The sequence below is a fragment of the Streptomyces yamdrokensis genome (assembly GCF_053890455.1).
Genome location: NZ_CM132679.1, coordinates 312073 through 337061, shown reverse-complemented (window position 1 = coordinate 337061; position 24989 = coordinate 312073). Strand labels below are relative to the sequence as shown.

Below are 24989 nucleotides of genomic sequence, written 5' to 3'. Positions count from 1 at the left end.
CGGCGGTTCAGGACGACTCCCGCACCACCAGCTCCGTCGGCAGCGTCAACTGCTGGCGGGGCGCGCCGTGTTGGGTGATGTCGGTAAGAATTCGCGCCATCGTGCGGCCCAGTTCCTCCACCGGCTGACGCACCGTCGTCAGGGGCGGGTTGGTGTGGCGGGCGAGGACGGAGTCCTCGAATCCGACGACGGCGACATCGCCGGGCACCTGCCGCTTGTGGCGGCGCAGTTCGGCCAGGGCGCCGACCGCCATCAGGTCGGAGGCGGCGAAGACGGCGTCCAGGTCCGGGGCGCGTTCAAGAAGCGAACGCATTGCGCGGCTGCCCCCCTCCTCCGTGAAGTCACCTGTCTCAGCCAGGAGTTCACTCGCCGTCACCCCCGCCTCCCGGTGGGCGTCACGCCACCCGGCGAGCCGGCTGCGGCCGACGTCCATGTCCAGCGGCCCGGTGATCGTGGCGATCCTGGTCCTGCCGCCGCGCAGCAGGTGCCGGACCGCCTCGATGGCGCCTCCGGCGTTGTCGGAGTCGACGTAGCTCAGCCGCTCGCCCGCGTCGCGGCGGCCGGCCAGCACGGTGGGCAGCCCCATCTCCTCCAGCATGCCCGGCAGCCGGTCCTCGGAGTGGACGGAGACCAGGAGAACGCCGTCCACACGGCGCGTTGCCACCGACTCGGTCAGCTGGTCGCGTTCGGCCTGGTCACGGACGAGCATCAGCTGGAGCTGGGTCCGGCTCTCGGCGAGGGCGCCGCTGACGCCCCGGATCAGCGCGGCGAAGAACGGTTCCGAACCGAGCCGGCTCTCCGACTCCGGGATCACCAGGGCCACGGCGTTGGTCCGGTTGGTCACCAGGCCGCGGGCGACCGAGTTCGGAACGTAGTTGAGTTCCTTGATCGCCGCCAGGACCCTGGACCGCGCGTCGGCACTGACAAGATCCGATCCGTTGACGACGCGGGACACCGTGGTCCGGCCCACGCCGGCACGGGCGGCGACGGTTTTGATCGTGGGACGGCGATCCCCGGCCATGTGCTCCCCCTCCTCGGCGGTCGCGGCGACACCGGCCGCGGAGTTGACCAGCGGTAATTCTTGCAGACAGCGCAAGAGCACAAGCGCGTCAGGGCCCGGGAACCGAACGGCGGAGACCGGTCCCGGATCACAAGTTGTGTTCAAGCCATTGACAGACCGGCTGTGCTGCCAGGAGTCTTCGGTCCAGCGATGGGAACGTGCCCACCCCGAAGTGGGCACGTTCCCACCCCATTGCCAGAGCCGCTGTGGTCATCGCGTAAATCGTCACTCCGGTGCGTCAGCGCCGTCGCTAGGAGGAAAACCATGGGCAGTCCCGGTTCGTTGCGTACGAGGGCGGCGGCGGCGACCGCGGTCGTCGGCGCGCTGACGCTCGTCGTCGGCTGCAGCAGCAGTGACGATTCGGCCACGGGTGGTGGCAAGAAGGACGGCAAGGTCACCATCACCATGGGCCTGTACGGGGTGATGGGCATCAAGGAGACGGGCCTTCTCGAGCAGTACGAGAAGGAGAACCCGAACGTCGACATCAAGGCCGAGATCGCCGGTGACGAGCAGACGTACTACACCGCGCTGCAGACCAGGCTCGCCGCCGGCAAGGGCCTGAAGGACATCCAGGGCATCGAGATCGGCCGGGCCAAGGAGATCACCGAGACCCAGGCGGGCAAGTTCGCGGATTTCTCCGACGTATCGGGTACCGACCACTTCCTGCCGTGGAAGGAGTCCCAGATCAGCACCCAGGACGGCAAGGTGCTGGGGCTGGGCACCGACATCGGCCCGATGGCCGTCTGTTACCGCAAGGACTACTTCGAGCAGGCCGGCCTGCCCACCGACCGCGAGGAGGTCGCCAAGCTGTGGGAGGGCGACTGGCAGAAGTACGTCGAGGTCGGCCGCACCTTCAAGAAGGACTTCAAGGGTGACGACGTGTCCTACATGGACGCGTCCAGCGGCCTGTTCAACGCCATGGTCTACGGCTACCCCGAGCAGTTCTACGACGCCGAGGGCGAGCTGATCTACGACAAGAACCCGGCCGTCAAGGAGGCGTGGAACCTCGCCGCCGACGCCGCCGAGGACGGCCTGAGCGCCAAGCTCCGCCAGTTCCAGCCGGGTTGGGACCCGGGCCTGGCCAACGGCACGTTCGCCACGGCCGTGTGCCCGGCGTGGATGCTCAGCCACATCAGCGAGAAGGCCGGCGAGCAGAACAAGGGCAAGTGGGACGTCGCCAGGGCTCCCAAGGGTGCCAACTGGGGCGGGTCCTTCCTCGGAGTGATCGACCAGAGCCCGGTGAAGGAGGAGGCCAAGAAGCTCGTCGCCTGGCTGACCGCGCCGGAGCAGCAGGCCCACATCTTCAAGGAGATCGGCAACATCCCGTCCTCGCGAGAGGCGCTGGAGAGCGACGATGTGAAGAACGCCGGGTCGGAGTACTTCAGCGACGCGCCGATCGGCGAGATCTTCGGCGCCGCCGCCCAGGAGATCCCCGACAAGCAGGTCCTGGGCCGCAAGGACGGCACGATCAAGGACACCTTCTCCCAGGGCCTGACTCTGATCGAGCAGCAGGACACCCCGCGTGACGAGGCGTGGAAGACCACCGCGGAGCGCATCGAGAAGGCCGTCGGCTGACCCGTCGCCCCATCGGCCGTCCGGGCCCGTCCGCAACCTGCCGACGGGCCCGGGGCGGCTCACACATCCGCTCCCAGGAAGGAAAAGTCGGGTGGCCACCTCCACCACCAAGGCCCTGGCCGGCGGGGAGCCCTCGGGCCCGCCGCCGAAGACGGACGGCGAGGGCGCCGCCCGGCGGCGCGGCGCGCTGCTGCACCGGCTGGACGTCAGAGGCGCCCCGTACGCGTTCGTCGCGCCGTTCTTCGTCGTCTTCGCCGCCTTCAGTTTCTACCCCCTCGTCTACACGTCGTGGATCTCCCTGCACCGGGTGGAACTGGCCACCCTCGACGTCATGGAATGGGTGGCGTTCGACAACTACGTCGAACTCTGGAACGACTCACGGTTCTGGAACGCGCTGGCGAACACCCTCACCATCGGTGTCATCTCCACGGTGCCGCAGCTGCTGATGGCACTCGGGCTGGCGCACCTGCTCAACTACCGGATGCGCGCCTCACTGTTCTTCCGCGTCGCCTCGCTGGTCCCGTACGCCACCTCGGTCGCCGCCGCCGCGCTCGTCTTCACCATGATCTTCGAACGCGACTTCGGCATGATCAACTGGGCGCTCGGCACGGTCGGCATCGACCCGGTGAACTGGGAGGCCGACAAGTGGCCCGCCCAGGCCGCGATCTCCACCATCGTCATCTGGCGCTGGACCGGTTACAACGCGCTGCTCTACCTGGCCGCCATGCAGGCGATCCCCGCCGAACGGTACGAGGCCGCCGCCATCGACGGCGCCTCCCGGTGGAAGCAGTTCACCCACGTCACCGTTCCCGGAATCCGTTCCACCATCGTCTTCACCATCGTGCTCTCCACGATCGGCGCCACCCAGCTGTTCGGCGAGCCGCTGATCTTCGGCCAGGGACCCAACGGCGTCACCGGCGGCGCGGACAACCAGTACCAGACCCTGGGCCTGCTGCTGTACGAGGAGGGCTGGAAGAACTACCAGATGGGCCGCTCGGCCACCGTCGCGTGGGCGATGTTCCTGCTGCTCGTCCTCGTCTTCGTGGCGCAGCGCCTGATCAAACGCCTGCGTTCCCGTACGTCCTGACCTGGAGTCGCCATGACCACCCACAGCCTCCCGGCCCGGACGGACACCCCGGCCGGGCCCCCCGCCGAGAAGCCGGGCCGCGGCGGCCGCCGGCTGATGCGCCCGCGCGCCGGCCGCCAGCACCACGCCGGCCCGCTCGCCTACGTCCTGCTCGCCGTCATGGCGGTGCTGTCGATCTTCCCGCTGTACTGGACGATGGTGGCGGCCTCCACCGACAACACCCGGGTCAGCCAGACGCCGCCGCCGTTCCTGCCCGGCCCGAACCTGTTCAGCAACCTCGCCCGCGCCTGGGACGAGGCGGCGATGGGCAAGGCCATGATCAACAGCCTGATCGTGGCCGGAGTGATCGCACTGTCCACGGTGATGTTCGCGACCCTGGCGGGTTTCGCCTTCGCCAAACTGCGGTTCAAGGGGCGCAACGCCCTGCTCATGCTGGTGATCGGCACCATGCTGGTGCCGCCGCAGCTCGGCGTCGTACCGCTGTTCATGATGATGTCCGAGCTGGGCTGGTCGCAGCAGCTGCCCGCCGTCATCTTCCCCACCCTGGTGAGCGCGGTCGGTGTCTTCTTCATGCGGCAGTACCTCTCGGAGGCGTTGCCGGACGAACTCGTCGAGGCCGGACGCGTGGACGGGGCGCACTCGTTGCGGATCTTCTGGAGCATCGTGCTGCCCGTCGCGCGGCCCGCGATGGCGGTCCTGTTCATGATCACCTTCGTGCACGCGTGGAACGACTTCTTCTGGCCCTTCGTGGTGCTCGACATGACCAACCCGACGGTCCCCGTCGCCCTCACCCAGCTCAGCGCGGGCTATGTCCGCGACCAGTCGCTGATCATGGCCGGCGCGCTGCTCGGCACGCTCCCGCTGCTGGTCATGTTCATCGTCTTCGGCCGCCAGATCGTCAGCGGCATCATGGCAGGCGCCGTCAAGGGCTGACCGTCGCGTCAAGGGCCGGACGCGCCGCCGGTCCGGCGCGCAGGCGCCCGCGAACCACCCACGCCCGCACCCCCGCTTCCACCCCCACCACCTCGAAAGGACTTACGTGGTCACCGCAGCACAGCAGACCGCGTCCGCCCCGGACGCCGCCCGCACCTTCCCCAAGGGCTTCCTCTGGGGCTCCGCGACCGCCTCCTACCAGATCGAGGGGGCCGCCGCCGAGGACGGCCGCACACCGTCCATCTGGGACACCTACGCCCGTACCCCCGGCCGGGTCCGCAACGGCGACACCGGTGACACCGCCACCGACCACTACCACCGCTGGCGTGAGGACGTCGCCCTCATGGCGGAACTCGGCCTGGGTGCCTACCGGTTCTCCCTCGCCTGGCCCCGGATCCAGCCCACCGGCCGGGGACCCGCCGTCCAGAAGGGCCTGGACTTCTACCGGCGCCTCGTCGACGACCTGCTGGACAAGGGCATCCAGCCCGTCGCCACCCTCTACCACTGGGATCTGCCGCAGGAGCTGGAGGATGCCGGAGGCTGGCCCGAGCGCGCCACGGCCGAGCGGTTCGCCGAGTATGCGGCCCTCGCCGCGGACGCCCTGGGCGACCGGGTGAAGACCTGGACCACCCTCAACGAGCCCTGGTGCAGCGCCTTCCTCGGCTACGGCTCCGGCGTGCACGCCCCCGGCCGCACCGACCCGGTCGCCGCCCTGCGCGCCGCCCACCACCTCAACCTGGGCCACGGCCTGGCCGTCCAGGCACTGCGCGACCGCCTCCCCGCCGACGCCCGGTGCTCGGTCACCCTCAACATCCACCAGGTCCGCCCGCTCACCGCCGACGACGCCGACACCGACGCGGTCCGCCGCATCGACGCCCTCGCCAACCGGGTCTTCACCGGCCCGATGCTCCAGGGCGCCTACCCGGAGGACCTGCTCAAGGACACCGCGGAACTGACCGACTGGTCCTTCGTGCGCGACGACGACCTGCGGCAGATCCACCAGCCGCTGGACTTCCTCGGCGTGAACTACTACACCCCCACCGTCGTCTCCGCGACCGACGGCAGCGGCGCCCACACCTCCGACGGACACGGCAGGAGCGCCCACAGCCCCTGGCCGGGCGCCGACAGGGTCGCCTTCCACCAGCCGCCCGGCGAGACCACCGCCATGGGCTGGGCCGTCGACCCCACCGGCCTGTACGACCTGCTGCGCAGCCTGGCCGCCGACTTCCCGCGGCTGCCGCTGTACATCACCGAGAACGGCGCGGCGTTCGACGACTACGCCGACCCTTCCGGCCAGGTCAACGACCCCGCACGCATCGCGTATGTGCGCGGCCACCTGGCCGCCGTCCACCGGGCCATCGCGGACGGTGTCGACGTACGCGGCTACTTCCTCTGGTCCCTCCTGGACAACTTCGAGTGGGCCCACGGCTACAGCAAGCGCTTCGGCGCCGTCTACGTGGACTACCCGACCGGCACCCGCATCCCGAAGGCCAGTGCCCGCTGGTACGCCGAGGTGGTCCGCAGCGGAGTCCTCCCCGGCGCCTGACCGCAAACCGCCCCGGTGCGGCACCCTCGCGGGTCCCGCACCGGGGCGGGGAAGAGCCGCCCGTACGGTGGGTTAGGGTCGCGTTCATGGCCCGGTTCAAGGACTTCAACTTCAAGCTCGTCGTCATCGAGCAGCTCATGTACATCGACGAGACGCTGACCCCGCAGTTCAGTCTGGCCGGCCTCCTGAAGAAGAAGGGCCTCGGCGACGACCCCTGGGACTACGCACAGGAGCACGACCTGGCGTACAAGGTGGTGCCCGAGGCGCGCGAGTACTTCGAGTCGCTGGAGATCAGCTACGAACTCCTGTCCGGCGTAGAGGAGTTGTGCATCGACGGCGGCAACCAGGTGTACCAGGAGTGCGCACCGGTCTGGGACGGCGAGGACGACCTGTTCGACATCACCTCCCTCGAGGACCTCGCTCTCCTCCCGAACCTCCGCCGCGTCCTGGGCTCGGAGTTCCTGAGCCCCGCGCTGACGGACGTCCTCCGAAGCCGGGGCGTCACCGCCGACTAGGGCCCTTTGGGGCGCCCGCCGCCCGTGGCGAACCGAGGCCGGGCGGACGGGAGTGAACGAGAAGGCAGTGGCGGGTCGGTCCGGGGCGCACGAGGTGCCACCGGGTTCTTGGGCCGGGGTGACGCTCCACTGCCGCAAGCCGACGTGGTGGCCTTCAGGGCCGCCTGTCACGCCGCCGCCCGGTCCCTCCGCGGCAGCGTCGGCGGCGTGACCACGGCCGGGGCCACGCCGAACTTCCGCACCGCGCTGATCACCGCTCCTTACGAGGTGTGCACCGTCCTGTGCCACGCGGTACCGCCGGTCGTCGCTTTCACGGCGCACCCTCCACGGGCCGGTGCGCCCGTGACCGGTTTCCCGCCCCCGCCGGCACGGGCGGCGGATGTGTTCGGGCGGGCCGGCTTCAAGCCGCTGGACGCCGAAGAGCCGACGATGCCGTTGGCCCCGGTGCACACCGGCGAACCGGCCGGGGCGGAGCTGGAGCAGGTACGCCACTGGCGGCCCGGGACGGTCGGCGAGCTGATGTTCAACTGGTGGGACCGACCCGGCTGTCTGCCCGCCGAGTTGGGAGGCCGAGGAGCCGATCCACAGGTCGCGGAACGGCCGGCTGCTTCGCAACGGGCGGGTATCGAGGAACCGGACACGCCATCTCACCGCGGTGACTCGACGAGGTGGTGGAGGATCCGCTGTCGCATCGACCGGCGTTCCAGCGCCCGCCGCAGCTCCTCGACGACGGTGGTCATCGCGTACGGGACCTCACTGTCCAGTTCGGCGACCGTCGCGTGGGTGGCACGCCACTCGGCCTCCAGGAACGGCACCAGTGACCGGCCGCGCCCGGTCAGGTCGATCCGCCGGGTGCGGGCGTCGGGCCCCGGCTCGGAGGTGACCAGATCCTCCTTGCGCATGGCGGCGATGGTCTGGCTGATCGCGGAGTGCGAGCGGCCCAGGGACTCCGCAAGCTCGCGGATCGTCAGTGGTCCGCTGTGGGCGAGCCGGATCAGCGGATAGGCGAACCGCGGCCGTACCCCCTCGATGCCGCGCTCGGCGTAGACCTGTTCGATCTCGGCGTCCATGGCGGCCAGCAGTTCGTGCAGCGCCTGCCAGGGATCGGGCAGTGCCGTGGGATCCGAATATGTCACAGCGCTAATATAACAGTGCTTTGATAGTCGGAACCGCCCTGCGGCCTGCTGAGGCGGAAGCCGGAGTCGCGGGGGAGGCTTCCGGGCCGGGCGGAGGGACCGCGGGGGTGTCTGTGGCGAAGGCGGCGCTTTCGGCGGCGAAGACTTGGGGGCTGCGGCCCTCATTCGCGCCTCGAGGAGTTGCTTGAGGCCGAGGTGCCGGTGGGTGAGGTGTCATCGCTCGACGCCGGCCTCGATTGCCGGCCGGGAGGCGCCGAGGCGTCCGCCGGACCGCAGGGGCGTCCCGGCGGGGGGACGGCCCACCGCCGCGAGGAGGGCCTCGCGGATCGGATCCGGGGCGCGTTCGGTGTCCGTCATCCGCCCCGCCCCCGTTCGTGAGGCTTCCCCTTGTGGGCCTGTCAGGGGCGATCGTGAACCGTTGTCCCTGACGCACACCGAGGCCGGTGGTCCATCCCGTGAGGATTCGTCCGGCGGCCCCGTCAGGGCCGGCGGCAGCTCTCCGAGGTGCACCGATGAACCTGACGGCGCGCTGTCGGCCGTACGGGCGTCGTCATCCCCCGACCCACCGGATCACGCAACAGCAAGTCATCCGACACCGGGCCCGCGCCTTCTCCTCCGTCGTCCGCGGGATCCGCAACGTCTTTGCAGATCATTTGGTCGAAACTATTGTCAACAATCTTGTTGGTGGTCTAGTTTTCCTGGCACACCACACCGACCGGAAACGGAGGCACCATGCCGGGCGCTACCGCCGACCGGATCCGCCAGGCCCGTCCTCGCGGCTCCCAGACCGCGATTCCGTGTCTGTTCATGCGAGGCGGCACCTCGCGCGGGCCGTTCTTCGACGCGCGGGCCCTGCCCGAGGACACCGGGACCCGGGACGCCGTACTGCTGGCCGGGCTGGGGTCGCCCGACCCTCGCCAGATCGACGGTGTCGGCGGCGCGCACCCGCTGACGAGCAAGGTCGGACTCGTTTGCCCCGGGTCGGAGCCCGGGGTGGACGTGGAGTGGACGTTCGCACAGGTGCAGCCCGGTGCCGGCACCGTGGACACCACGGCCAACTGCGGCAACATGCTCGCCGCCGTGCTGCCGTTCGCCGTAGAGACCGGCATGGTGGTCCCCACCGCCGACCGCACCACGGCCCGCGTCCTCACCCGCAACACCGGCATGGTCGCCGAGATCACCGTTCTCACCCCGGCGGATGCGGTCGGGGCGCGGCACGTCGCCTACGCGGGCCCGGCCCGTATCGACGGGGTCCCCGGCACCGCCGCTCCGGTCGAGATCGGCTTCCTGGACACCGCGGGCTCCGTGGCCGGCTCCCTGCTGCCCACCGGTAACGTGCGCGACACCGTCGACGTCCCCGGACTCGGCCCCGTCGACGTCACCCTCATCGACAACGGCCAGCCCCTCGCCGTCGTCGCGGCCTCGGGCCTCGGCGCCACCGGCTACGAGACCCCGGCGGAGATCGATGCCGACGACGGGCTCAAGGCCCGCGTGGAGGCACTGAGGCTGGTCTGCGGCCGGACCATGGGGCTCGGCGACGTCACGGACCGGAACTACCCGAAGATGACGCTGGTCGCGCCACCGGACCGGGGCGGCACCCTGTCCACACGCAGCCTCATCCCGCGGGTGTGCCACTCCTCGATCGGCGTCCTGGCCGCGGTCACGGTCGCCACCGCATGCGTGCTCAAGGGCAGCGTGGCCGCCGGTACCGCCGCTCGGGTGTCCGGCGGAAAGGACGCCGTTGTTACCGTCGAACACCCCTCCGGCGAGTTCACCGTCACTCTCGGCCTCGACCCGGACGACCCCCAGCGGGTCGTGCGCTCCGCGCTGCTGCGCACCGCGCGCCTGCTCATGGCCGGCGACCTGCTCGTACCGGGCACGGTCTGGGCCCCCGCACGCACCATCCAGGAAGACACCGCATGATCATCGACATCCACGGTCACTACACGACCGCCCCGGCCCCGCTGGGGGAGTGGCGTGCCGCCCAGGTCGCAGCGCTCTCGGACCCGGTGCAGGCACCCGACCCGGCCGGTCCGGTGATCGGCGACGACCGGATCCGCGAGTCCGTCGAGGCCAACCAGTTGCGGCTCATGGACGAGCGCGGCATCGATGTGACCGTCTTCTCCCCGCGTGCCTCGTTCATGGCCCACCACGTGGGGGACTTCGCCACGTCTTCGGCCTGGGCCCGCATCTGCAACGACCTCTGCCACCGGGTCGCCGAGCTCTACCCCGAGCGCTTCGCCCCCGGCGCGATGCTGCCCCAGTCACCCGGCGCGGACCCGGCCACCGTCATCCCCGAGCTCGAACGTGCCGTGCTGGAACTGGGCGCCGTCACCGTCAACGTCAACCCCGACCCTTCCGGCGGCCACTGGACCGCTCCGCCGTTGACCGACCGGTCCTGGTACCCGGTGTGGGAGAAGCTCACCGAGCTGGACGTACCCGCGATGGTGCACGTCTCCACCAGCTGCAACCCCGCCTTCCACACCACCGGTGCGCACTACCTCAACGCCGACACCACCGCGTTCATGCAACTGCTCGCGGGGGACCTGTTCGCCGATTTTCCCGGGCTGCGCCTGGTCATTCCGCACGGCGGCGGTGCGGTGCCGTACCACTGGGGACGTTTCCGCGGCCTGGCGCAGGCGCTGGGCAGGCCGGAGCCGGAAGAGGCGCTGCTGCGGAACGTCTTCTTCGACACCTGCGTCTACCACCAGCCCGGTATCGATCTGCTGCTGGACGTGATCCCGACCGGGAACGTCCTGTTCGCCTCGGAGATGATCGGCGCCGTACGCGGAATCGACCCGCGCACCGGCCACCACTTCGACGACACCCGCCGCTACGTCGAGAACGCCGGGCTCTCCCCCCGGGACCTGGCCGCCGTCCAGGAGCTCAACGCCCGGCGTGTCCACCCGCGCCTGGACGCCCGCCTGACCGCCCAGGGCCGCTGACCCCCGACGCCGGCGCGCCCTCGGTCGCGCCCGCCACATCCCTCACCCCTTCACGCACCACGCAAGGAGCCGCCCCATGCATGAGCTCGGAGTCGTCCACCGCACCGTCCCGCGCGCCGAGCGCGCGGCCGTCGACGCCCTGTCGCGCTTCGGGGTGGCCACCGTCCACGAGGCCATGGGCCGCCTCGGCCTGATGCGTCCCTACCTCCGGCCCGTCTACGAGGGTGCCAGGATGTGCGGCACCGCCGTCACCGTGCTGCTCCAGCCCGGGGACAACTGGATGCTGCACGTGGCCGCCGAGCAGGTGCGCGACGGCGATGTCGTCGTCGCCGGCTGCACCACCGAGAGCGAGGACGGGTTCTTCGGCGAGCTCCTCGCCACCTCCCTGCGCGCCCGCGGCGCCAGAGGGCTGGTCGTCGACGGCGGCTGCCGCGACGTCGACGAACTCCGCCGGATGGACTTCCCCGTCTTCTCCCGAGCCATCAACGCCAAGGGCACCGTCAAGGCCACGCTCGGCTCGGTGAACGTACCCGTGGTCGTCGCCAACGCACTGGTCAACCCGGGCGACGTGATCGTCGCGGACGCCGACGGCGTCGTCGTCGTTCCCGCGGCCAGGGCCGCCGAGGTCGCCGAGGCCGCCGAGCGGCGCGAGGCGGCGGAGGAAGGCAAACGGCAGCGGTTCCGCGCCGGCGAACTCGGCCTGGACCTGTACGGAATGCGCGACCGGCTGGCCGGGCTCGGCCTCAGCTACGCCGACTGACCACCCCCGAGGAGCAGCCCCCATGACCGACGAGACCCCGGCCGTCACCCCCGGCTGGCTCGACTGGTGCCGCGATCTTGCCGAGCCCGTCTTCCGGCTCCCCGACGGAGCCGTGGACGCCCACTGCCACGTCTTCGGCCCCGCCGCCGAATTCCCGTACGCGCCCGAGCGCAAGTACACGCCGGCCGACGCCTCCAAGCAGGACCTGTTCGCGCTCCGCGACCACCTCGGCATCTCCCGCAACGTCATCGTGCAGGCCACCTGCCACGGCGCCGACAACAGCGCTCTGGTGGACGCGCTGGCGGCCGCCGGCGGGCGCGCTCGCGGCGTGGCCACCGTGCGCCCCGACGTCACCGACGAGGAGTTGCGGCGGCTGCACGACGCCGGGGTGCGGGGAGTGCGCTTCAACTTCGTCCGGCGCCTGGTCGACACCGTGCCCACCGAGGCCCTGCGGACCGTCGCCGGCCGGATCGCACCGCTGGGATGGCACGTCGTCCTCTACTTCGAGGCCGCCGATCTGGACGAGCTGGCCCCCTTCTTCGCCTCCCTGCCGGTGCCGCTCGTCATCGACCACATGGGCCGCCCCGATGTCGCCCGGGACCCGGACGGCCCCGAGTTCGCCCGGTTCCTGCGGTTCGTCGAGTCCAACGACGTCTGGGTCAAGGTCTCCTGCCCCGAACGCCTCACCGTCACCGGACCGCGCGCCCGGGACGGGGAGCGCGACGCCTACCGGGACGTCGTGCCGTTCGCCCGGAAGGTCGTCGACGAGTTCACCGACCGGGCCCTGTGGGGCACCGACTGGCCGCACCCCAACCTCAAGGACCACATGCCCGACGACGGACTCCTCGTCGACCACATCCCGCACGTGGCCCCGACCCCGCGCCTGCAGCAGGCCCTGCTGGTCGACAATCCCACGCGCCTCTACTGGCCCGAAGAGGCCGACTGACCACGACCTTTGACACGGCGACGGCGCCGGGTCCCCATCCCTGGAGCGGGCAGTGCAGCACCTTCCCACCACCAACGCGGCCAACCGGCTCGACCGGTTGCCCATCTCGAGGTTCCACAAAGTCACTCTTGTCGCCGTGGCGTTCGCCTACTTCTTCGAGTTCGCGGACATCAACACCTTCGCCATCACGGCCCCGGTCGTGCGTGAGCAGTGGGACGCGGACGTCAACGCCATCGCCTATGTGACCTCGCTGTCCTTCGTGGGCATGTTCATCGGCTCGGTCGTGGCCGGCGGACTGGCCGACCGGCTGGGCCGCAAGCCGACGCTCACCCTGACCACGGTGTGGTTCGCCGTGTGGTCCTTCGCGTGCGTGTTCGCCTGGGACATCTGGTCCCTGGGCGTCTTCCGCGTGCTGACCTCGGCGGGACTGTCGGCGATGACCGTGGTCGCCGTCGTCTACATCAGTGAGCTCTACCCCCGCGCCAAACGGGGCAAGTTCCAGGCGTACGCCATCGTCATCGGCATCTGCGGCACCCCCGTCACCAATCTCATCGCCTCCGCCGTCGTGCCGGTCAACGACTGGTCCTGGCGCCTGGTCTATCTGTGGGGCTCCCTGGGCGTCCTGTTCCTGATCTTCCTGCGAAAGATCGTGGAGTCCCCGCAGTGGCTCGAGTCCCGCGGCCGCCACGAGGAGGCCGAAGCCATCCTGGCCCGCATCGAGGCGGACGCCGAAGCCGAGCACGGCCCGCTGCCCGACGTGCAGGCCCCGCAGCCCCAGGCCCCGGTCACCAGGACCGGCCTGCGCATGCTCAAGGACAAGAAGTTCCTCTACCCCACGATCCTGCTGTCGGCGCTCTGGATAACCCAGACCATCGGCTTCTTCGGCTACTCCAGCTGGGCGCCGACCCTGCTGGCCGCCGAGGGCGTCAGTGTGGAGGACTCGATCTTCTACGTCGCCCTGACCACGATCGGTGCGCCGCTCGGCTCCTTCCTCGCCGCGATGGTCACCGACCGGTTCGAACGCAAATGGTGCCTGGTCGTCTTCGGCCTGATCATCGCAGCGTCCGGCCTCCTCTACGGGCTGACCTTCACCCCGCTGCTCATCGTCGTCTTCGGCTTCCTGGTGAACCTCTTCGAACGCGGCTACACCGCCCTGGCCTACGCGTACTCGCCCGAGCTCTACGACACCAAGGGCCGCTCGCTCGGCACGAGCATCTCCTACGGTCTGGGACGGCTGTCGAACGCGGTCGGCCCGCTCATGATCGCCGGAATCTACAACGGGGCCGGCTACCAGGCGGTCTTCTTCTTCATCGCGGGCACCTGGACCGTCGGTGCCCTCGTGCTGGCCCTCTTCGGCCCCGCGACCCGCAAGATGCGGCTGGCGGCGGAAGCCGATGCCGCGGCGAGGACACGCCCGGACAAGGCGTCCGCGACGGCCTGAACACTCACGTCACCCCACCCGGCCACGGGGCCCGGCGACCGCCGGGCCCCGTCCGCGCGTCGGTTGCCGCGGCCCCGGTGGCCGTGCCGGTGCGGGGGAGAGCCGACGACGTGCCCGGGGACTGCCCGCGGCGGCCGACCGGGATCGCCGGCGTCCTCATCGCCGCCGGTATCCACCCGGCCGTCGCCGTGCTGGGCCTGACCGCCTCCTGCAACCAGGTGTTCGGCGTCAGCGCCCCGACCGGTACCCAGACCGTGCGGGCGGCGCAGGACGCCGGCGTCAGCCCGCAGCAGGTCATGCTGCGCACCCTGCCCTACGTGTGGTGCGTCGCGCTCGGCGGCCTGATCGTCACTGCCACGACCCAGGTGTGAGCAGCCCCGCAGTCGTCCCCGCCCGGCCCGAACCGACCGAGGAGCCGTAACGCCATGACGTTCGACCGCCGTCTCCTCTCGCGCACCGCCACCGTCGGCGGTGCCCTGCCCGCAGGCTCCGCGCGGAGAGACTCCGCCACTCTCAATGGTCCCCGGGCCTGCGGGGCGGTTCACCGACGGCGTGTGCCGCTCGCCGCCAGGCGGCACTGACCGCACCATGCGCAATCGACGTACCGCGCGCCGTGTCCGCCGGCAGACGCACCGGACTGCCGATGTGCACGTGGAACCGGGGGCGGCGCACCGGGGCAGTGAGCACACCGGCCAGCTGCTTCGCGACCGTTCCCGAACAAAGACGCCGGGCTCCCGCCTGGCCGACGGGGACCACCGGCGCACCGGTCGCGGCCACGAGCCGTGCGAGACCGGTGCGGAAGGGCAGGGGCGCGGAACTTTTCGCGTCCTGGCGAAGGGGGAGACCACCTTCGGCGTAGATGAGTACATGACGTCCCGCTCCGAGCACCTCGGCCGCGGCCGCGAGGGCCTCCGCCGCCCGCGCCGACCCCCGGTGGACGGGAATGTGCCCCTCCTTGGACAACGACCGGCCCAGCACCGGCACGCGCCAGAGACCCGCCGTCGCCAGGACGGCCGGCCGCACGCCCACGGACCGCAGGGCGGCCAGTACGACCGCCGGGTCGGCCAACGAGTCGTGGTTGGCGACGAGGACACTGCCCGCGGGGCACGGTCCGTCCGCCTCACGGGTGACGGTGAGGCGCCCGAAGAAGGGCAGCAGGGCAGCGGCAGCACGGCTGAGCATGGTCGGCCTTTCGACACGGGAATCCCTGCTCGCCAGCTTCACGTGCCGACGCCCTCCGGCACATGAGTATCCGCGCCTACGGGTACCGCGCGGCTTCCCCCATGACACGGGGTGGAGGCAGCGCCCGGTTGCTTTCCGGCTTCCGCCGGGCGGTTGGCGTGCCGGGCGCGACCACGGCACGCACGGGGTTACCGTCGGCGGCATGGTCGGTGATCGCCGGAGGTGGCGCGCGTGTGTGCTCGGCGGTGCGCTGTTCGCCGTATGCATGCTCGGCACCACGCTGCCGACCCCCCTCTACGGCCTCTACCAGGAGAAGTTCGGGTTCTCCGAGCTGACCGTCACCGTCGTCTACGCCGTGTACGCGTTCGGCGTCATCGGCGTCCTGCTGCTGGCGGGCAACGTCTCGGACACGGTGGGCAGGCGCCCGGTGCTGCTGTGGGGCCTGGGGTTCGCGGCCCTGAGCGCCCTCTGCTTCCTGTGCGCCACCGGCCTGGGATGGCTGTACGCGGGGCGGCTGCTGTCGGGACTGTCCGCAGGCCTGTTCACCGGGGCCGCCACGGCGTACGTCATGGAACTGGCGCCCCACGGCGGTGCCTCTCGTGCCACGTTCGTCTCGACCGCCGCCAACATGGGCGGGCTGGGATGCGGTCCGCTGCTCGCGGGAGTGCTGTCGCAGTACGCGCCCTGGCCGCTGTACCTGCCGTTCGCCGCGCACCTGGCCCTGGTGGCCTGCTCGGCCGTTGTCCTGCTCCGGCTTCCGGAGACCGTACGTGAGCGGCGGCCGCCGAGCACCGCACGTCCGCGACGGCCCGGAGTGCCCCCCGGGGTGCGGGCGGTGTTCGGTCCGGCGGCGATCGCCTCGTTCGTGGGCTTCGCGCTGTTCGGGGTCTTCACGTCGGTCAGTCCGGCGTTCCTCGCCGAGTTCCTGAACGTGCACGACCGCGCCGTGAGCGGCCTGGTCGTCGCGCTGGCCTTCTTCGCCTCGACGGCCGGCCAACTGGCCGTCGGCCGGGTCGGTCCGGCGCGGTCGCTGCCCTGGGGGTGTGCCGGACTCCTCGCCGGTCTGGCGCTGCTCGCGGGCGCGTTGCACTGGGACCTGCTTTCGCTGGTGGTGCTGAGCGCGCTCGTCGGCGGCGCCGGGCAGGGGCTGGCCTTCCGCGGGGCGCTGGCCGCGGTGGCCGGGGTGTCTCCGGCGGGCGAGCGGGCGGCGGTGATCTCGACGCTGTTCGTCGTGGCCTACGCGGGCATCTCGGTGCCGGTGATCGGTGTGGGAGTACTGACGGGCCCGATCGGCCTGGAGGGCGCGGGCCTGGTGTTCATCGCCTGCATGGCGCTCCTGGTCGTGACCGCGGCCGTCCACCTCCTCCGGCGACCGGTACCGGCGGGGACGTGAGCGCGGGGACGGGCGCGACACGCCCCTCGCGTGTTCGCGAGGAACGGGGAGGCGGGTCACCATGGCAGGGCCTGGGGGTGGGCCGTATCGTCGCCCCGGAGGACTTCCGCACCGTGGACATCCTGCTGCCGGTCCTGTTCGCACTGGGCGCGGCGTTCAGCAACGCTCTCGCGACCGTCCTCCAGCGCAAGGCGGCCCTGAGCGTGCCCCGGTCCGACAAGCTGAGGGCCGGGTTGATGCTCGATCTCCTGCGGCGACCCGTCTGGCTCGCGGGCATCCTCGCCGTCGTCATGGCGGCGCTCTGCCAGGCCGTAGCCCTGGCTACGGGGCCGCTGACGGTCGTTCAGCCGGTCTTCGTGCTCGAATTGCCGCTCGCACTGGCCATCGCCGCGGTGGTGCTGCAAGGACGGCTGCCCCGCTCGGGCCGGGTGGCCGCCTTCGCCGTGGTGGCAGGGCTGGCCGTCGCCCTGGCCGCCGCGTCGCCCGAGGGGAACCGCACGCACGTGCCGCTGGACCGGTGGGTCCCGGCACTCGCCGTCTGTACCACGGCGATCGTCTGCCTCGCGCTCGCCGCGCTCCGCCGTCCCGAGGGCCGCACCCGCGCGGCCTGCTTCGGGCTGGCCACCGCTGTCGCCTACGCGGTGACCGCGGCGCTGATGAAGACATCGATGCACACACTCGACGACGGTGGCGTCACCGCGTTCCTCACGACCTGGCAGACCTACGGCTTCGCCCTGTTCGGCGCGTCGGCGCTGTTCCTCCTGGAGAACGCGATGCAGGCGGGGCCACTGGTCGCGTCCCAGCCCGCGCTCACGCTCGGCGACGCGGGTGTGAGCCTGGCGCTCGGGATCACGGTCTACGCCGAGTCCGTGCGGTCGGGCTGGTGGCTCCTGCCCCAACTGCTGGGCGTCACCCTGATCGTGACGGGCGTGCTGGCGCTCTCGGGACTGCCGCTCACCCGTGCCCTGAACAGCGATGACCGCCCCGACGCCGACGCCGAGGCTCGGTGAGGCGTTGCGGTGCTCAACTCGCTGCCGGCCGCGACGACGGCCGCCGGCCCGGGCGGCCGAACGGTCCCCGCCCTTCCGCCGGACGCCCTGCTCGCCGCTTTCACGGCTCCTCCGGTGCCGCCGGCGCTCTGACGGACGGGTCCCGGAAGCGGCACACCCGGGCCCGACACCGGGGCGGGGGAGAGGACCCCGGCGATCCGGTCGAGGAACCAGGACACCTGATACAGATGGTGACGTGGCGTCAGGTGACCCGCCGCGGCAGCCGGGCCCCGTCCGTCCCGGCCCGTCGAACGCGTCTTTTCGGCCGTTCCCGGACGTCGTCCCTCCGGCCACGCCGCTGTTCCCGTTCGGTGTGAGCCTGACGTCTGTTCTGCTGCGGTCCTGACCTCTACCGGATCTCTGGAGAAGGAATGAAGCCGAGCTTCCCACGCCCCGTCCGTACGGTCCGTGCGACCGCCCTGCTCGCCGTCACCTCCGTGCTCGCCGCGGCAGCACCGGCGACAGCCACGGGTGCCGGCGCCCCCGGGGCGCCCGCCCCGGCGGTGCCGCTGCGGGTGGCGACCTTCAACATCCACGCCGGTGCGGGCCAGGACGGGATCTTCGACCTCGGCCGCACCGCGCGGGCTGTACGTGATCTGGACGCCGACGTGGTCGGTCTCCAGGAGGTCGACGTGCACTGGGGCGCCCGGAGCGACTTCGTGGACGAGGCGCGCGCACTGGCCGAGAAGCTGGGCATGAGGGTGTTCTTCGCACCCGTCTACGACCTGGACCCGGCCGCCGGGGGCGGGGAGCGCCGGCAGTACGGTGTCGCCGTGCTGAGCCGTCACCCGGTGCTCGAGGCCGAGAACCACGAGATCACCCGGCTCTCCACCCAGACGTCCGATCCGGTTCCGGCTCCCGCGCCCGGCTTCGCCGAGGTGACGGTCGACGTCGAAGGCACGCGTGTACACGTCTACAGCACGCATCTGGACCACCGGGCCGACCCATCGGTCCGCGAGGCCCAGGTGGCGGACATGCTCGATGTGCTGGCCGCCGACCGCGGATCGAAGGTCCTGGCCGGAGACTTCAACGCCGAGGCCACGGCTCCGGAACTGGCGCCGCTGTGGCGGAAGCTGCGGGACGCCGACCCGGCCGGCGGTGGGACGTACCCGGCGGCCGGCCCGGCCAAGCGCATCGACCTGGTGGCCGTCTCCCGCGACATCACCGTGACCGGTGCCGAAGCGGTGCCGACGGAGGCGTCGGACCACCGCCCCGTCGTCACGGACCTGAGGGTCCACCGGCGTGGCCGCTGAACGATCCGAATCGCCCGGAGCCAGGAGGGCCGGGGGCGGCACCCACCCCGCGGGTGCCGTCCCAAGCGGCCGGCCCCGGCAACCGCAGAACCCCCATGGGGGCGGCCTCATGGGGGTGCGTCACTTCTTCTCGGGGACGCTCATCCCGCCCAGCGGAGACCGGTCGTCCTGCGCGACCGTGGCGTTCACGACGCGAGGCGTCGCGGCCGGGTGAGGCGGCAGAGTGCGCCGCGCGGCCCTGAAACGCTCCGACCGCACACGGGCAGCCCCCGCCTCCTCGTCGCGGAAGACCTCGACCAGGACGTACTCCGCCGGGTCCGCGAGGCTGCGGGCCCGGTCGAACCACGGGCAGCCGGGCGAGGCTCGCCCCCCCCGGCCGGCCGTCGCCGGAAGACTCGGAAATTCCTTAGCCCTTTCGGTGCTTGCATGGCCGTCACGAGGACGGCTCGTGAGTCAGCGCAGGCTGTGCGTCTCGGGATCCGGCGCACCGATCTTCCGGTCGGTGCGCCGGAGAGTGCGCGTCTCGCATCGAATGCCGCCGCTTCCGGTCCGCGGGCGCGGTGCGGACTCCCGCCGACCGGTCCTCTCCGTGGCGGTGGAAAGAGAGAAGATGTCCAAGCGCGCACTGATCACCGGAATCACCGGACAGGACGGCTCGTACCTGGCGGAGCACCTGCTGAGTCAGGGGTACCGGGTGTGGGGGCTCTGCCGTGGCCAGGCCAATCCGCGAAGGGACCGGATCGCCGAGCTGGTCCCCGGCCTGTCCTTCGTGGACGGGGACCTGATGGACCAGGGGAGCCTGGTCTCCGCGGTCGACCTGGTCCAGCCCGACGAGGTCTACAACCTGGGAGCCATCTCCTTCGTCCCCATGTCCTGGCAGCAGCCGGAACTGGTCACCGAGGTCAACGGCACCGGTGTCCTGCGCATGCTCGAAGCCATCCGTATGGTCAGCGGACTCAGCAAGTCCTCCGGTGGCGGCACCCGGGGCCAGATGCGTTTCTATCAGGCGTCCTCCTCGGAGATGTTCGGCCAGGTCGCCGAGAGCCCGCAGAGCGAGACGACCCGGTTCCACCCGCGCAGCCCGTACGGTGTGGCCAAGACCTTCGGCCACTACATCACCCGCAACTACCGTGAGTCGTTCGGGATGTACGGCGTCTCCGGGATCCTCTTCAACCACGAGTCCCCGCGCCGTGGCGCCGAGTTCGTGACCCGCAAGATCACCCTGGCCGTCGCCCAGATCAAGCTGGGCATGATGGACAAGGTCAGCCTCGGCAATCTGGACGCCGAGCGGGACTGGGGCTACGCCGGTGACTACGTACGTGCCATGCACCTGATGCTCCAGCAGGAGGAACCCGGCGACTACGTCGTGGGCACGGGGCGGATGCACACCGTACGGGACGCGGCACGCATCGCCTTCGAGCATGTGGGCCTGGACTGGCGTGATCACGTCGTGGTCGACCCCGGCCTGGTGCGGCCCGCCGAGGTCGAGACCCTGTGCGCCGACGTGACCAACGCCCGCAAGGAACTGGGCTGGGAGCCCGAAGTCGATTTCGAGCAGCTGATGCGCATGATGGTCGAGTCCGACCTGCGCCAGGCCTCGCGCGAGCGTGACTACGGCCGACTGGTGGCCGCCGCCGGCGGCTGGTAGGCCCCGCCCGGCACACCGGCGGCGACACGCCCCGGCAGACCCGCCTTCCGGTCGTCCACATACTAGGGATTTCCGCAGACGTACCGCCCGAGACTGGGCCCATGGTCTGCGGAATCGTGTGCACGGCACGCGCGCTGCGCGCGTGCTCCGACGGAGCTGCCGGGGCGGTCCCCGCCCGGCGTCGTGCCGTGGATCCGCCCCGGACGGGCGGGCCCCGGCACCCCGCACGGCCCGGTCCGCCCGACGGCTGACGTCCCGCGCCGGGCACGCCTTCCCGGCTCTTGCCCCAGCCGTCCCCACTCCCTCGGACACCCCGGTCGTCCCGGCGCCGAACGGCCGCCCCGAACACCCGGTGTCCCCACCGGACCGCCAGCCGTCCGCCGGTCTTCTTCCAGATGGGTTGCGTTGATATGGACAAGGAACAGAAGCTCCGGGACTACCTCAAGCGAGCGAGCGCCGACCTGAAGCGTTCGCGGCAGCGGGTGAGCGAGCTGGAGGCGGCGGCCACCGAGCCCATCGCGATCGTCGGCATGGGCTGCCGGTACCCGGGCGGAGTGAGCAGTCCGGAAGATCTGTGGCGGATGCTGGTCGCCGGCGAGGACGGCATCACCCCGATGCCCGGCGACCGGGGCTGGGAGGCAGCCATCGGCGACGGGCCCGCCGACTTCGCGGGTGGTTTCCTGCACGACGCCCCCGCCTTCGACGCGGACTTCTTCGGTATTTCGCCCCGCGAGGCCCTCTCCATGGACCCGCAGCAACGCCTGCTCCTGGAAACCTCCTGGGAGGCCTTCGAACGCGCCGGGATCGACCCGTCCGGCATCCGCGGCAGCCGTACCGGCATGTTCGTCGGCGCCATGCCGCAGGACTACCGCGTCGGCCCCGACGACGACGTGCAGGGCTTCCAGCTGACCGGCAACGCCACCAGCATCCTGTCCGGCCGGCTGTCCTACTTCTACGGCGCCGTCGGCCCCGCCGTCACCGTCGACACCGCCTGTTCGTCCTCGCTGGTCGCCCTGCACCTGGCCGCCCAGGCGCTGCGCGCGGGGGAGTGCTCGCTGGCACTGGCGGCCGGCGTCACCGTGATGGCGAGCCCCACCACCTTCGTCGAGTTCGCCCGCCAGGGCGGCCTCGCGGGCGACGGCCGCTGCAAGTCCTTCGCCGACGCCGCCAACGGCACCGGCTGGTCCGAGGGCGTCGGCGTCCTGGTCCTGGAGCGGCTCTCCGAGGCACGCCGCAACGGCCACCACGTGCTCGCCGTGGTGCGCGGCTCCGCCGTCAACCAGGACGGCGCCTCCAACGGCCTGACCGCCCCCAACGGCCCCTCCCAGCAGCGCGTCATCGAGGCCGCCCTGGTCAACGCCCGGCTCTCCGCCGCCGAGGTCGACGCCGTCGAGGCACATGGCACCGGCACCGTCCTCGGTGACCCCGTCGAAGCGCAGGCGCTGCTCGCCACCTACGGTCAGGGCCGCGATCCCGAACACCCGCTGCTGCTGGGCTCGGTGAAGTCCAACATCAGCCACACCCAGGCCGCCGCCGGTGTCGCCGGCATCATCAAGATGGTCATGGCGATGCGCCACGACCTGCTCCCGCGGACGCTGCACGTGGACCGGCCGTCCACCCATGTCGACTGGACCGAGGGAGCCGTCCGCCTCCTCACCGAGCCCGTGGCGTGGCCGCGCCGGGAGAACGCCCCGCGCCGGGCCGGCGTCTCCTCGTTCGGCCTGTCCGGCACCAACGCGCACACCATCATTGAGGAAGCCCCCGCCGAGGAGCCCGCCGCTCCCGCCGCACAGGACACCCCTGCCGTCGGGCCCGGTGCGCTGCCGTGGCTGCTGTCCGGCCGTACCGCCGACGCGCTGCACGAGCAGGCCGGCCGGCTGTTGACGCACCTGCGCGACCGGCCCGCGCTCACCGCCCTCGACGCCGCCCACTCCCTGGCCACCACCCGATCAGCCTTCGAGCACCGCGCCGTGTTCACCACCGCCGACCGGGACACCGCCCTCACCGCCCTCACCGCGCTCGCCGCCGGCGAGGGCGCGCCCGGCCTCACTGTCCGCCGGACGCGCGAACGCCCCAAGCTCGCCGTGCTCTTCTCCGGCCAGGGCTCCCAGCGCCCCGGCATGGGCCGCGACCTGTACGCCCGCTTCCCCGCCTTCGCACGCGCCCTCGACGAGGTCCTCGGCCACCTCGACGCCGGACTCGACCGCCCGTTGCGCCCTCTCCTGTTCGCCGAGGCGGGCACCCCCGAGGCCGACCTCCTCGACCGCACGGGATACGCGCAGCCCGCCCTCTTCGCCCTCGAGGTCGCCCTCTACCGGCTGGTCGAGTCCTGGGGCCTGACCCCCGACCACGTCACCGGGCACTCCGTCGGTGAGATCGCCGCCGCGCACGTCGCGGGCGTCTTCTCCCTGGAGGACGCCTGCACCCTGGTCCTCGCCCGCGGACGGCTGATGGAGGCGCTGCCCGAGGGCGGTGCCATGGTCTCCGTCGAGGCCACCGAGGACGAGGTGGCCCCGCTGGTCGCCGAGCGCGCGGCCCAGGTGTCGGTCGCCGCCGTCAACGGACCCTCGGCGGTCGTCGTCGCGGGCGCCGCCGCCGAGGTCGACGCCGTGGCCGCCCACTTCGCCGGTACCGGCCGGCGCACCCGACGGCTGCGTGTCTCGCACGCCTTCCACTCGCCGCTGATGGAGCCGATGCTCGCGGAGTTCCGGGCCGTGGTCGCCGGGCTGACCCCCCAGGCCCCCTCACTGCCCGTGGTCTCCAACCTGACCGGCATGCCGGCAACGGTCGAGCAGCTGACCTCCGCCGACTACTGGGCCGACCACGTCCAAAACACCGTCCGCTTCGCCGACGGCGTCTGCTGGCTGGCCGGGCACGGCACCGGCGTCTTCCTCGAACTCGGCCCCGACGCCACCCTGTCCGCGCTCAGCCGCGCCTGCCTGGACGCCGCCGGACACGAGGACGCCGCCGTCCTGCCCGCCCTGCGCAGGGACCGGTCCGAGGCCACCGCGCTCACCGAGACCGCCGCCGGCCTCCACCTGCACGGCGTGCCGCTGCGCTGGGAGCGCTGGTTCGAGGGCACCGGCGCCCGCCGCGCCGACCTGCCGACGTACGCCTTCCGACACCGCCGGTTCTGGCCGAAGGGCGTCACCGGGCACACCGGCGACGTACGGGCCGCCGGCCTGGGCGCCGCCCACCACCCGTTGCTGGCCGCCGCCGTCACCCTCGCCAACTCCGACGGGCTGCTGCTCACCGGCCGCCTCTCGGTGCGCACCCACCCCTGGCTCGCCGACCACACGGTGCGCGGCACGGTCCTGCTGCCCGGCACCGCCTTCCTGGAACTCGCCGTGCGGGCCGGCGACGAGGTCGGCTGCGACCGCGTCGAGGACCTCACCCTCGCCGCGCCGCTCGCCCTGCCCGAGGACGCCGGAGTCCAGGTGCAGGTGTGGGTCGGCAGCCCCGACGAGACCGGCCGCCGCACCCTCAGCCTCTACGCCCGTCCCGACGGCGACGACGACCAGCCGTGGACCCGGCACGCCACGGGCACCCTCGCCCCCGGCGCCCGTCACGAGGACGGCTTCGACGCGGCGGTGTGGCCCCCGGCCGGCGCCGAACCGGTCGACCTGGACGGCTTCTACGACGGGCTCGCCGACGCCGGATTCGGCTACGGCCCGGCCTTCCGCGGCCTGCGGGCGGTGTGGCGGCGCGGCGAGGAGACCTTCGCCGAGGTCGCCCTGGACACCGGACCCGCCGGTGACGCGCCCGCGTTCGGCATCCACCCCGCGCTCCTCGACGCGGCCCTGCACGCCACCGCCCTCGCCCCGCTCGGCGAGGACGGGCGCGGTGGCCTGCCGTTCTCCTGGCAGGACGTCACCCTGCACGCGAGCGGCGCCACCGAGGCCCGGGTCCGGCTCGCCCCGGCGGGCGACGACGCGGTGTCGATCGCCGTCACCGACGCCACCGGGGCGCCCGTCGCCTCCGTCGCCTCCCTGGTACTGCGCGCCGCCCCGGACGCGCGTGCCACCGCGGCCTTTGCCCTGCAGCGGGACGCGCTGTTCGCCCTGGACTGGACCCGGCTCACGGCCTCGTCCGACGGTACCGCCCTGCCCACCACCGTCGGCCTGCTCGGCACCGACCCCTTCGGCCTCACCGCCGCCCTGACCGCCGCCGGCGCGACCGTGACCGTCCTGCCCGAGGCCGCGGACGGCGCGCCCGCGGCCCCCGGCAGCGGCGGGCCGCCGGACCTGGTGCTCGCCCCCGTCGCCGGCGCGGGCGACGACCATCTGCCCACCTCGGTGCACGAGGTCGCCTCCCGTGCCCTCGGACACCTCCGGGACTGGCTCGCCGACCCGGGCCGCTCCGGCTCGAGGCTGGTGTTCGTCACCCGCGGAGCCGTCGCCACCGACGGCGGCGGCGTCACCGATCCGGCCGCCGCCGCCGTCTGGGGCCTGGTCCGGTCCGCGCAGACCGAACACCCCGGCCGCTTCGGCCTCCTTGATCTCGACCCCGGACCGGCTGCC

General features: G+C 71.9%; 19 protein-coding genes and 2 pseudogenes (1 of these 21 running past the window's edge). 16 read left to right on the top strand and 5 right to left on the bottom strand.

The window, feature by feature from the left end; genetic code table 11:
• Positions 1–7 precede the first annotated feature (7 nt).
• Positions 8–1021, bottom strand: a complete 1014-nt coding sequence (locus ACWZEH_RS01070) for a LacI family DNA-binding transcriptional regulator (RefSeq protein ID WP_456199994.1) — start codon at positions 1019–1021, stop codon at positions 8–10.
• Positions 1022–1324: 303 nt separating this feature from the next.
• On the opposite strand from ACWZEH_RS01070, the gene ACWZEH_RS01065 reads away from it, so the two are divergent.
• The 5 genes from ACWZEH_RS01065 to ACWZEH_RS01045 all read left to right on the top strand — a co-directional run bounded on the left by ACWZEH_RS01065 (position 1325) and on the right by ACWZEH_RS01045 (position 6716).
• On the top strand, positions 1325–2635 hold the full coding sequence (locus ACWZEH_RS01065; protein WP_456195059.1) for an ABC transporter substrate-binding protein: 1311 nt from the start codon (positions 1325–1327) through the stop codon (positions 2633–2635).
• Positions 2636–2726: 91 nt separating this feature from the next.
• The gene (locus ACWZEH_RS01060; protein ID WP_456195058.1) at positions 2727–3722 is read left to right on the top strand and encodes a carbohydrate ABC transporter permease; all 996 of its coding nucleotides are present in this window, start codon (positions 2727–2729) and stop codon (positions 3720–3722) included.
• A gap of 12 nt (positions 3723–3734) precedes the next feature.
• Complete coding sequence (locus ACWZEH_RS01055; protein ID WP_456195057.1) at positions 3735–4655, top strand: carbohydrate ABC transporter permease; 921 nt, start codon at positions 3735–3737, stop codon at positions 4653–4655.
• 106 nt (positions 4656–4761) lie between these two features.
• On the top strand, positions 4762–6201 hold the full coding sequence (locus tag ACWZEH_RS01050) for a GH1 family beta-glucosidase (RefSeq protein WP_456195056.1): 1440 nt from the start codon (positions 4762–4764) through the stop codon (positions 6199–6201).
• A gap of 86 nt (positions 6202–6287) precedes the next feature.
• Positions 6288–6716 (top strand): DUF6892 domain-containing protein, encoded by a 429-nt coding sequence (locus tag ACWZEH_RS01045; protein WP_456195055.1) that lies wholly within the window; start codon positions 6288–6290, stop codon positions 6714–6716.
• A 647-nt stretch (positions 6717–7363) separates the two neighbouring features.
• Here ACWZEH_RS01045 and ACWZEH_RS01040 read toward each other — a convergent pair.
• Positions 7364–7852 (bottom strand): MarR family winged helix-turn-helix transcriptional regulator, encoded by a 489-nt coding sequence (locus ACWZEH_RS01040; RefSeq protein WP_456195054.1) that lies wholly within the window; start codon positions 7850–7852, stop codon positions 7364–7366.
• 213 nt (positions 7853–8065) lie between these two features.
• On the bottom strand, positions 8066–8209 hold the full coding sequence (locus ACWZEH_RS01035; RefSeq protein ID WP_456195053.1) for a hypothetical protein: 144 nt from the start codon (positions 8207–8209) through the stop codon (positions 8066–8068).
• Positions 8210–8584: 375 nt separating this feature from the next.
• Between ACWZEH_RS01035 and ACWZEH_RS01030 the strand changes: the two genes are divergently transcribed.
• The 6 genes and pseudogenes from ACWZEH_RS01030 to ACWZEH_RS01005 all read left to right on the top strand — a co-directional run.
• On the top strand, positions 8585–9775 hold the full coding sequence (locus ACWZEH_RS01030) for a 4-oxalomesaconate tautomerase (protein WP_456195052.1): 1191 nt from the start codon (positions 8585–8587) through the stop codon (positions 9773–9775).
• Positions 9772–10797 carry an amidohydrolase family protein gene (locus ACWZEH_RS01025; protein ID WP_456195051.1) on the top strand — a complete coding sequence of 342 codons (1026 nt, stop codon included), beginning with the start codon at positions 9772–9774 and terminating at the stop codon, positions 10795–10797. The genes ACWZEH_RS01030 and ACWZEH_RS01025 overlap by 4 nt, the downstream gene beginning before the upstream one ends.
• 76 nt (positions 10798–10873) lie before the next feature.
• Positions 10874–11557 (top strand): 4-carboxy-4-hydroxy-2-oxoadipate aldolase/oxaloacetate decarboxylase, encoded by a 684-nt coding sequence (gene ligK / locus ACWZEH_RS01020; RefSeq protein ID WP_456195050.1) that lies wholly within the window; start codon positions 10874–10876, stop codon positions 11555–11557.
• Between the two features lie 22 nt (positions 11558–11579).
• Positions 11580–12503, top strand: a complete 924-nt coding sequence (locus ACWZEH_RS01015; RefSeq protein WP_456195049.1) for an amidohydrolase family protein — start codon at positions 11580–11582, stop codon at positions 12501–12503.
• A gap of 52 nt (positions 12504–12555) precedes the next feature.
• The gene (locus tag ACWZEH_RS01010) at positions 12556–13944 is read left to right on the top strand and encodes an MFS transporter (RefSeq protein ID WP_456195048.1); all 1389 of its coding nucleotides are present in this window, start codon (positions 12556–12558) and stop codon (positions 13942–13944) included.
• A gap of 140 nt (positions 13945–14084) precedes the next feature.
• A pseudogene (locus ACWZEH_RS01005) lies at positions 14085–14315 on the top strand (transporter); the annotation flags it as partial.
• 142 nt (positions 14316–14457) lie between these two features.
• On the opposite strand, the gene ACWZEH_RS01000 reads toward ACWZEH_RS01005, so the two are convergent.
• Complete coding sequence (locus ACWZEH_RS01000) at positions 14458–15126, bottom strand: lysophospholipid acyltransferase family protein (protein WP_456195047.1); 669 nt, start codon at positions 15124–15126, stop codon at positions 14458–14460.
• A 202-nt stretch (positions 15127–15328) separates the two neighbouring features.
• Between ACWZEH_RS01000 and ACWZEH_RS00995 the strand changes: the two genes are divergently transcribed.
• The 3 genes from ACWZEH_RS00995 to ACWZEH_RS00985 all read left to right on the top strand — a co-directional run bounded on the left by ACWZEH_RS00995 (position 15329) and on the right by ACWZEH_RS00985 (position 18821).
• Positions 15329–16519, top strand: a complete 1191-nt coding sequence (locus tag ACWZEH_RS00995; protein ID WP_456195046.1) for an MFS transporter — start codon at positions 15329–15331, stop codon at positions 16517–16519.
• A gap of 113 nt (positions 16520–16632) precedes the next feature.
• Positions 16633–17529 carry a DMT family transporter gene (locus ACWZEH_RS00990; protein WP_456199993.1) on the top strand — a complete coding sequence of 299 codons (897 nt, stop codon included), beginning with the start codon at positions 16633–16635 and terminating at the stop codon, positions 17527–17529.
• A 410-nt stretch (positions 17530–17939) separates the two neighbouring features.
• Positions 17940–18821, top strand: a complete 882-nt coding sequence (locus ACWZEH_RS00985) for an endonuclease/exonuclease/phosphatase family protein (RefSeq protein ID WP_456195045.1) — start codon at positions 17940–17942, stop codon at positions 18819–18821.
• A gap of 120 nt (positions 18822–18941) precedes the next feature.
• On the opposite strand, the pseudogene ACWZEH_RS00980 reads toward ACWZEH_RS00985, so the two are convergent.
• A pseudogene (locus tag ACWZEH_RS00980) lies at positions 18942–19226 on the bottom strand (antibiotic biosynthesis monooxygenase family protein); the annotation flags it as partial.
• Positions 19227–19431: 205 nt separating this feature from the next.
• Between ACWZEH_RS00980 and ACWZEH_RS00975 the strand changes: the two are divergent.
• Positions 19432–20469, top strand: a complete 1038-nt coding sequence (locus ACWZEH_RS00975) for a GDP-mannose 4,6-dehydratase (protein WP_456195044.1) — start codon at positions 19432–19434, stop codon at positions 20467–20469.
• 410 nt (positions 20470–20879) lie between these two features.
• Positions 20880–24989, top strand: partial view of a type I polyketide synthase gene (locus ACWZEH_RS00970; protein ID WP_456195043.1) — the 5' portion only. Its footprint extends 24615 nt past the window's final position; 4110 of the gene's 28725 nt are visible here — the first part of the coding sequence; it begins with the start codon at positions 20880–20882; its stop codon lies beyond the right edge, outside the window.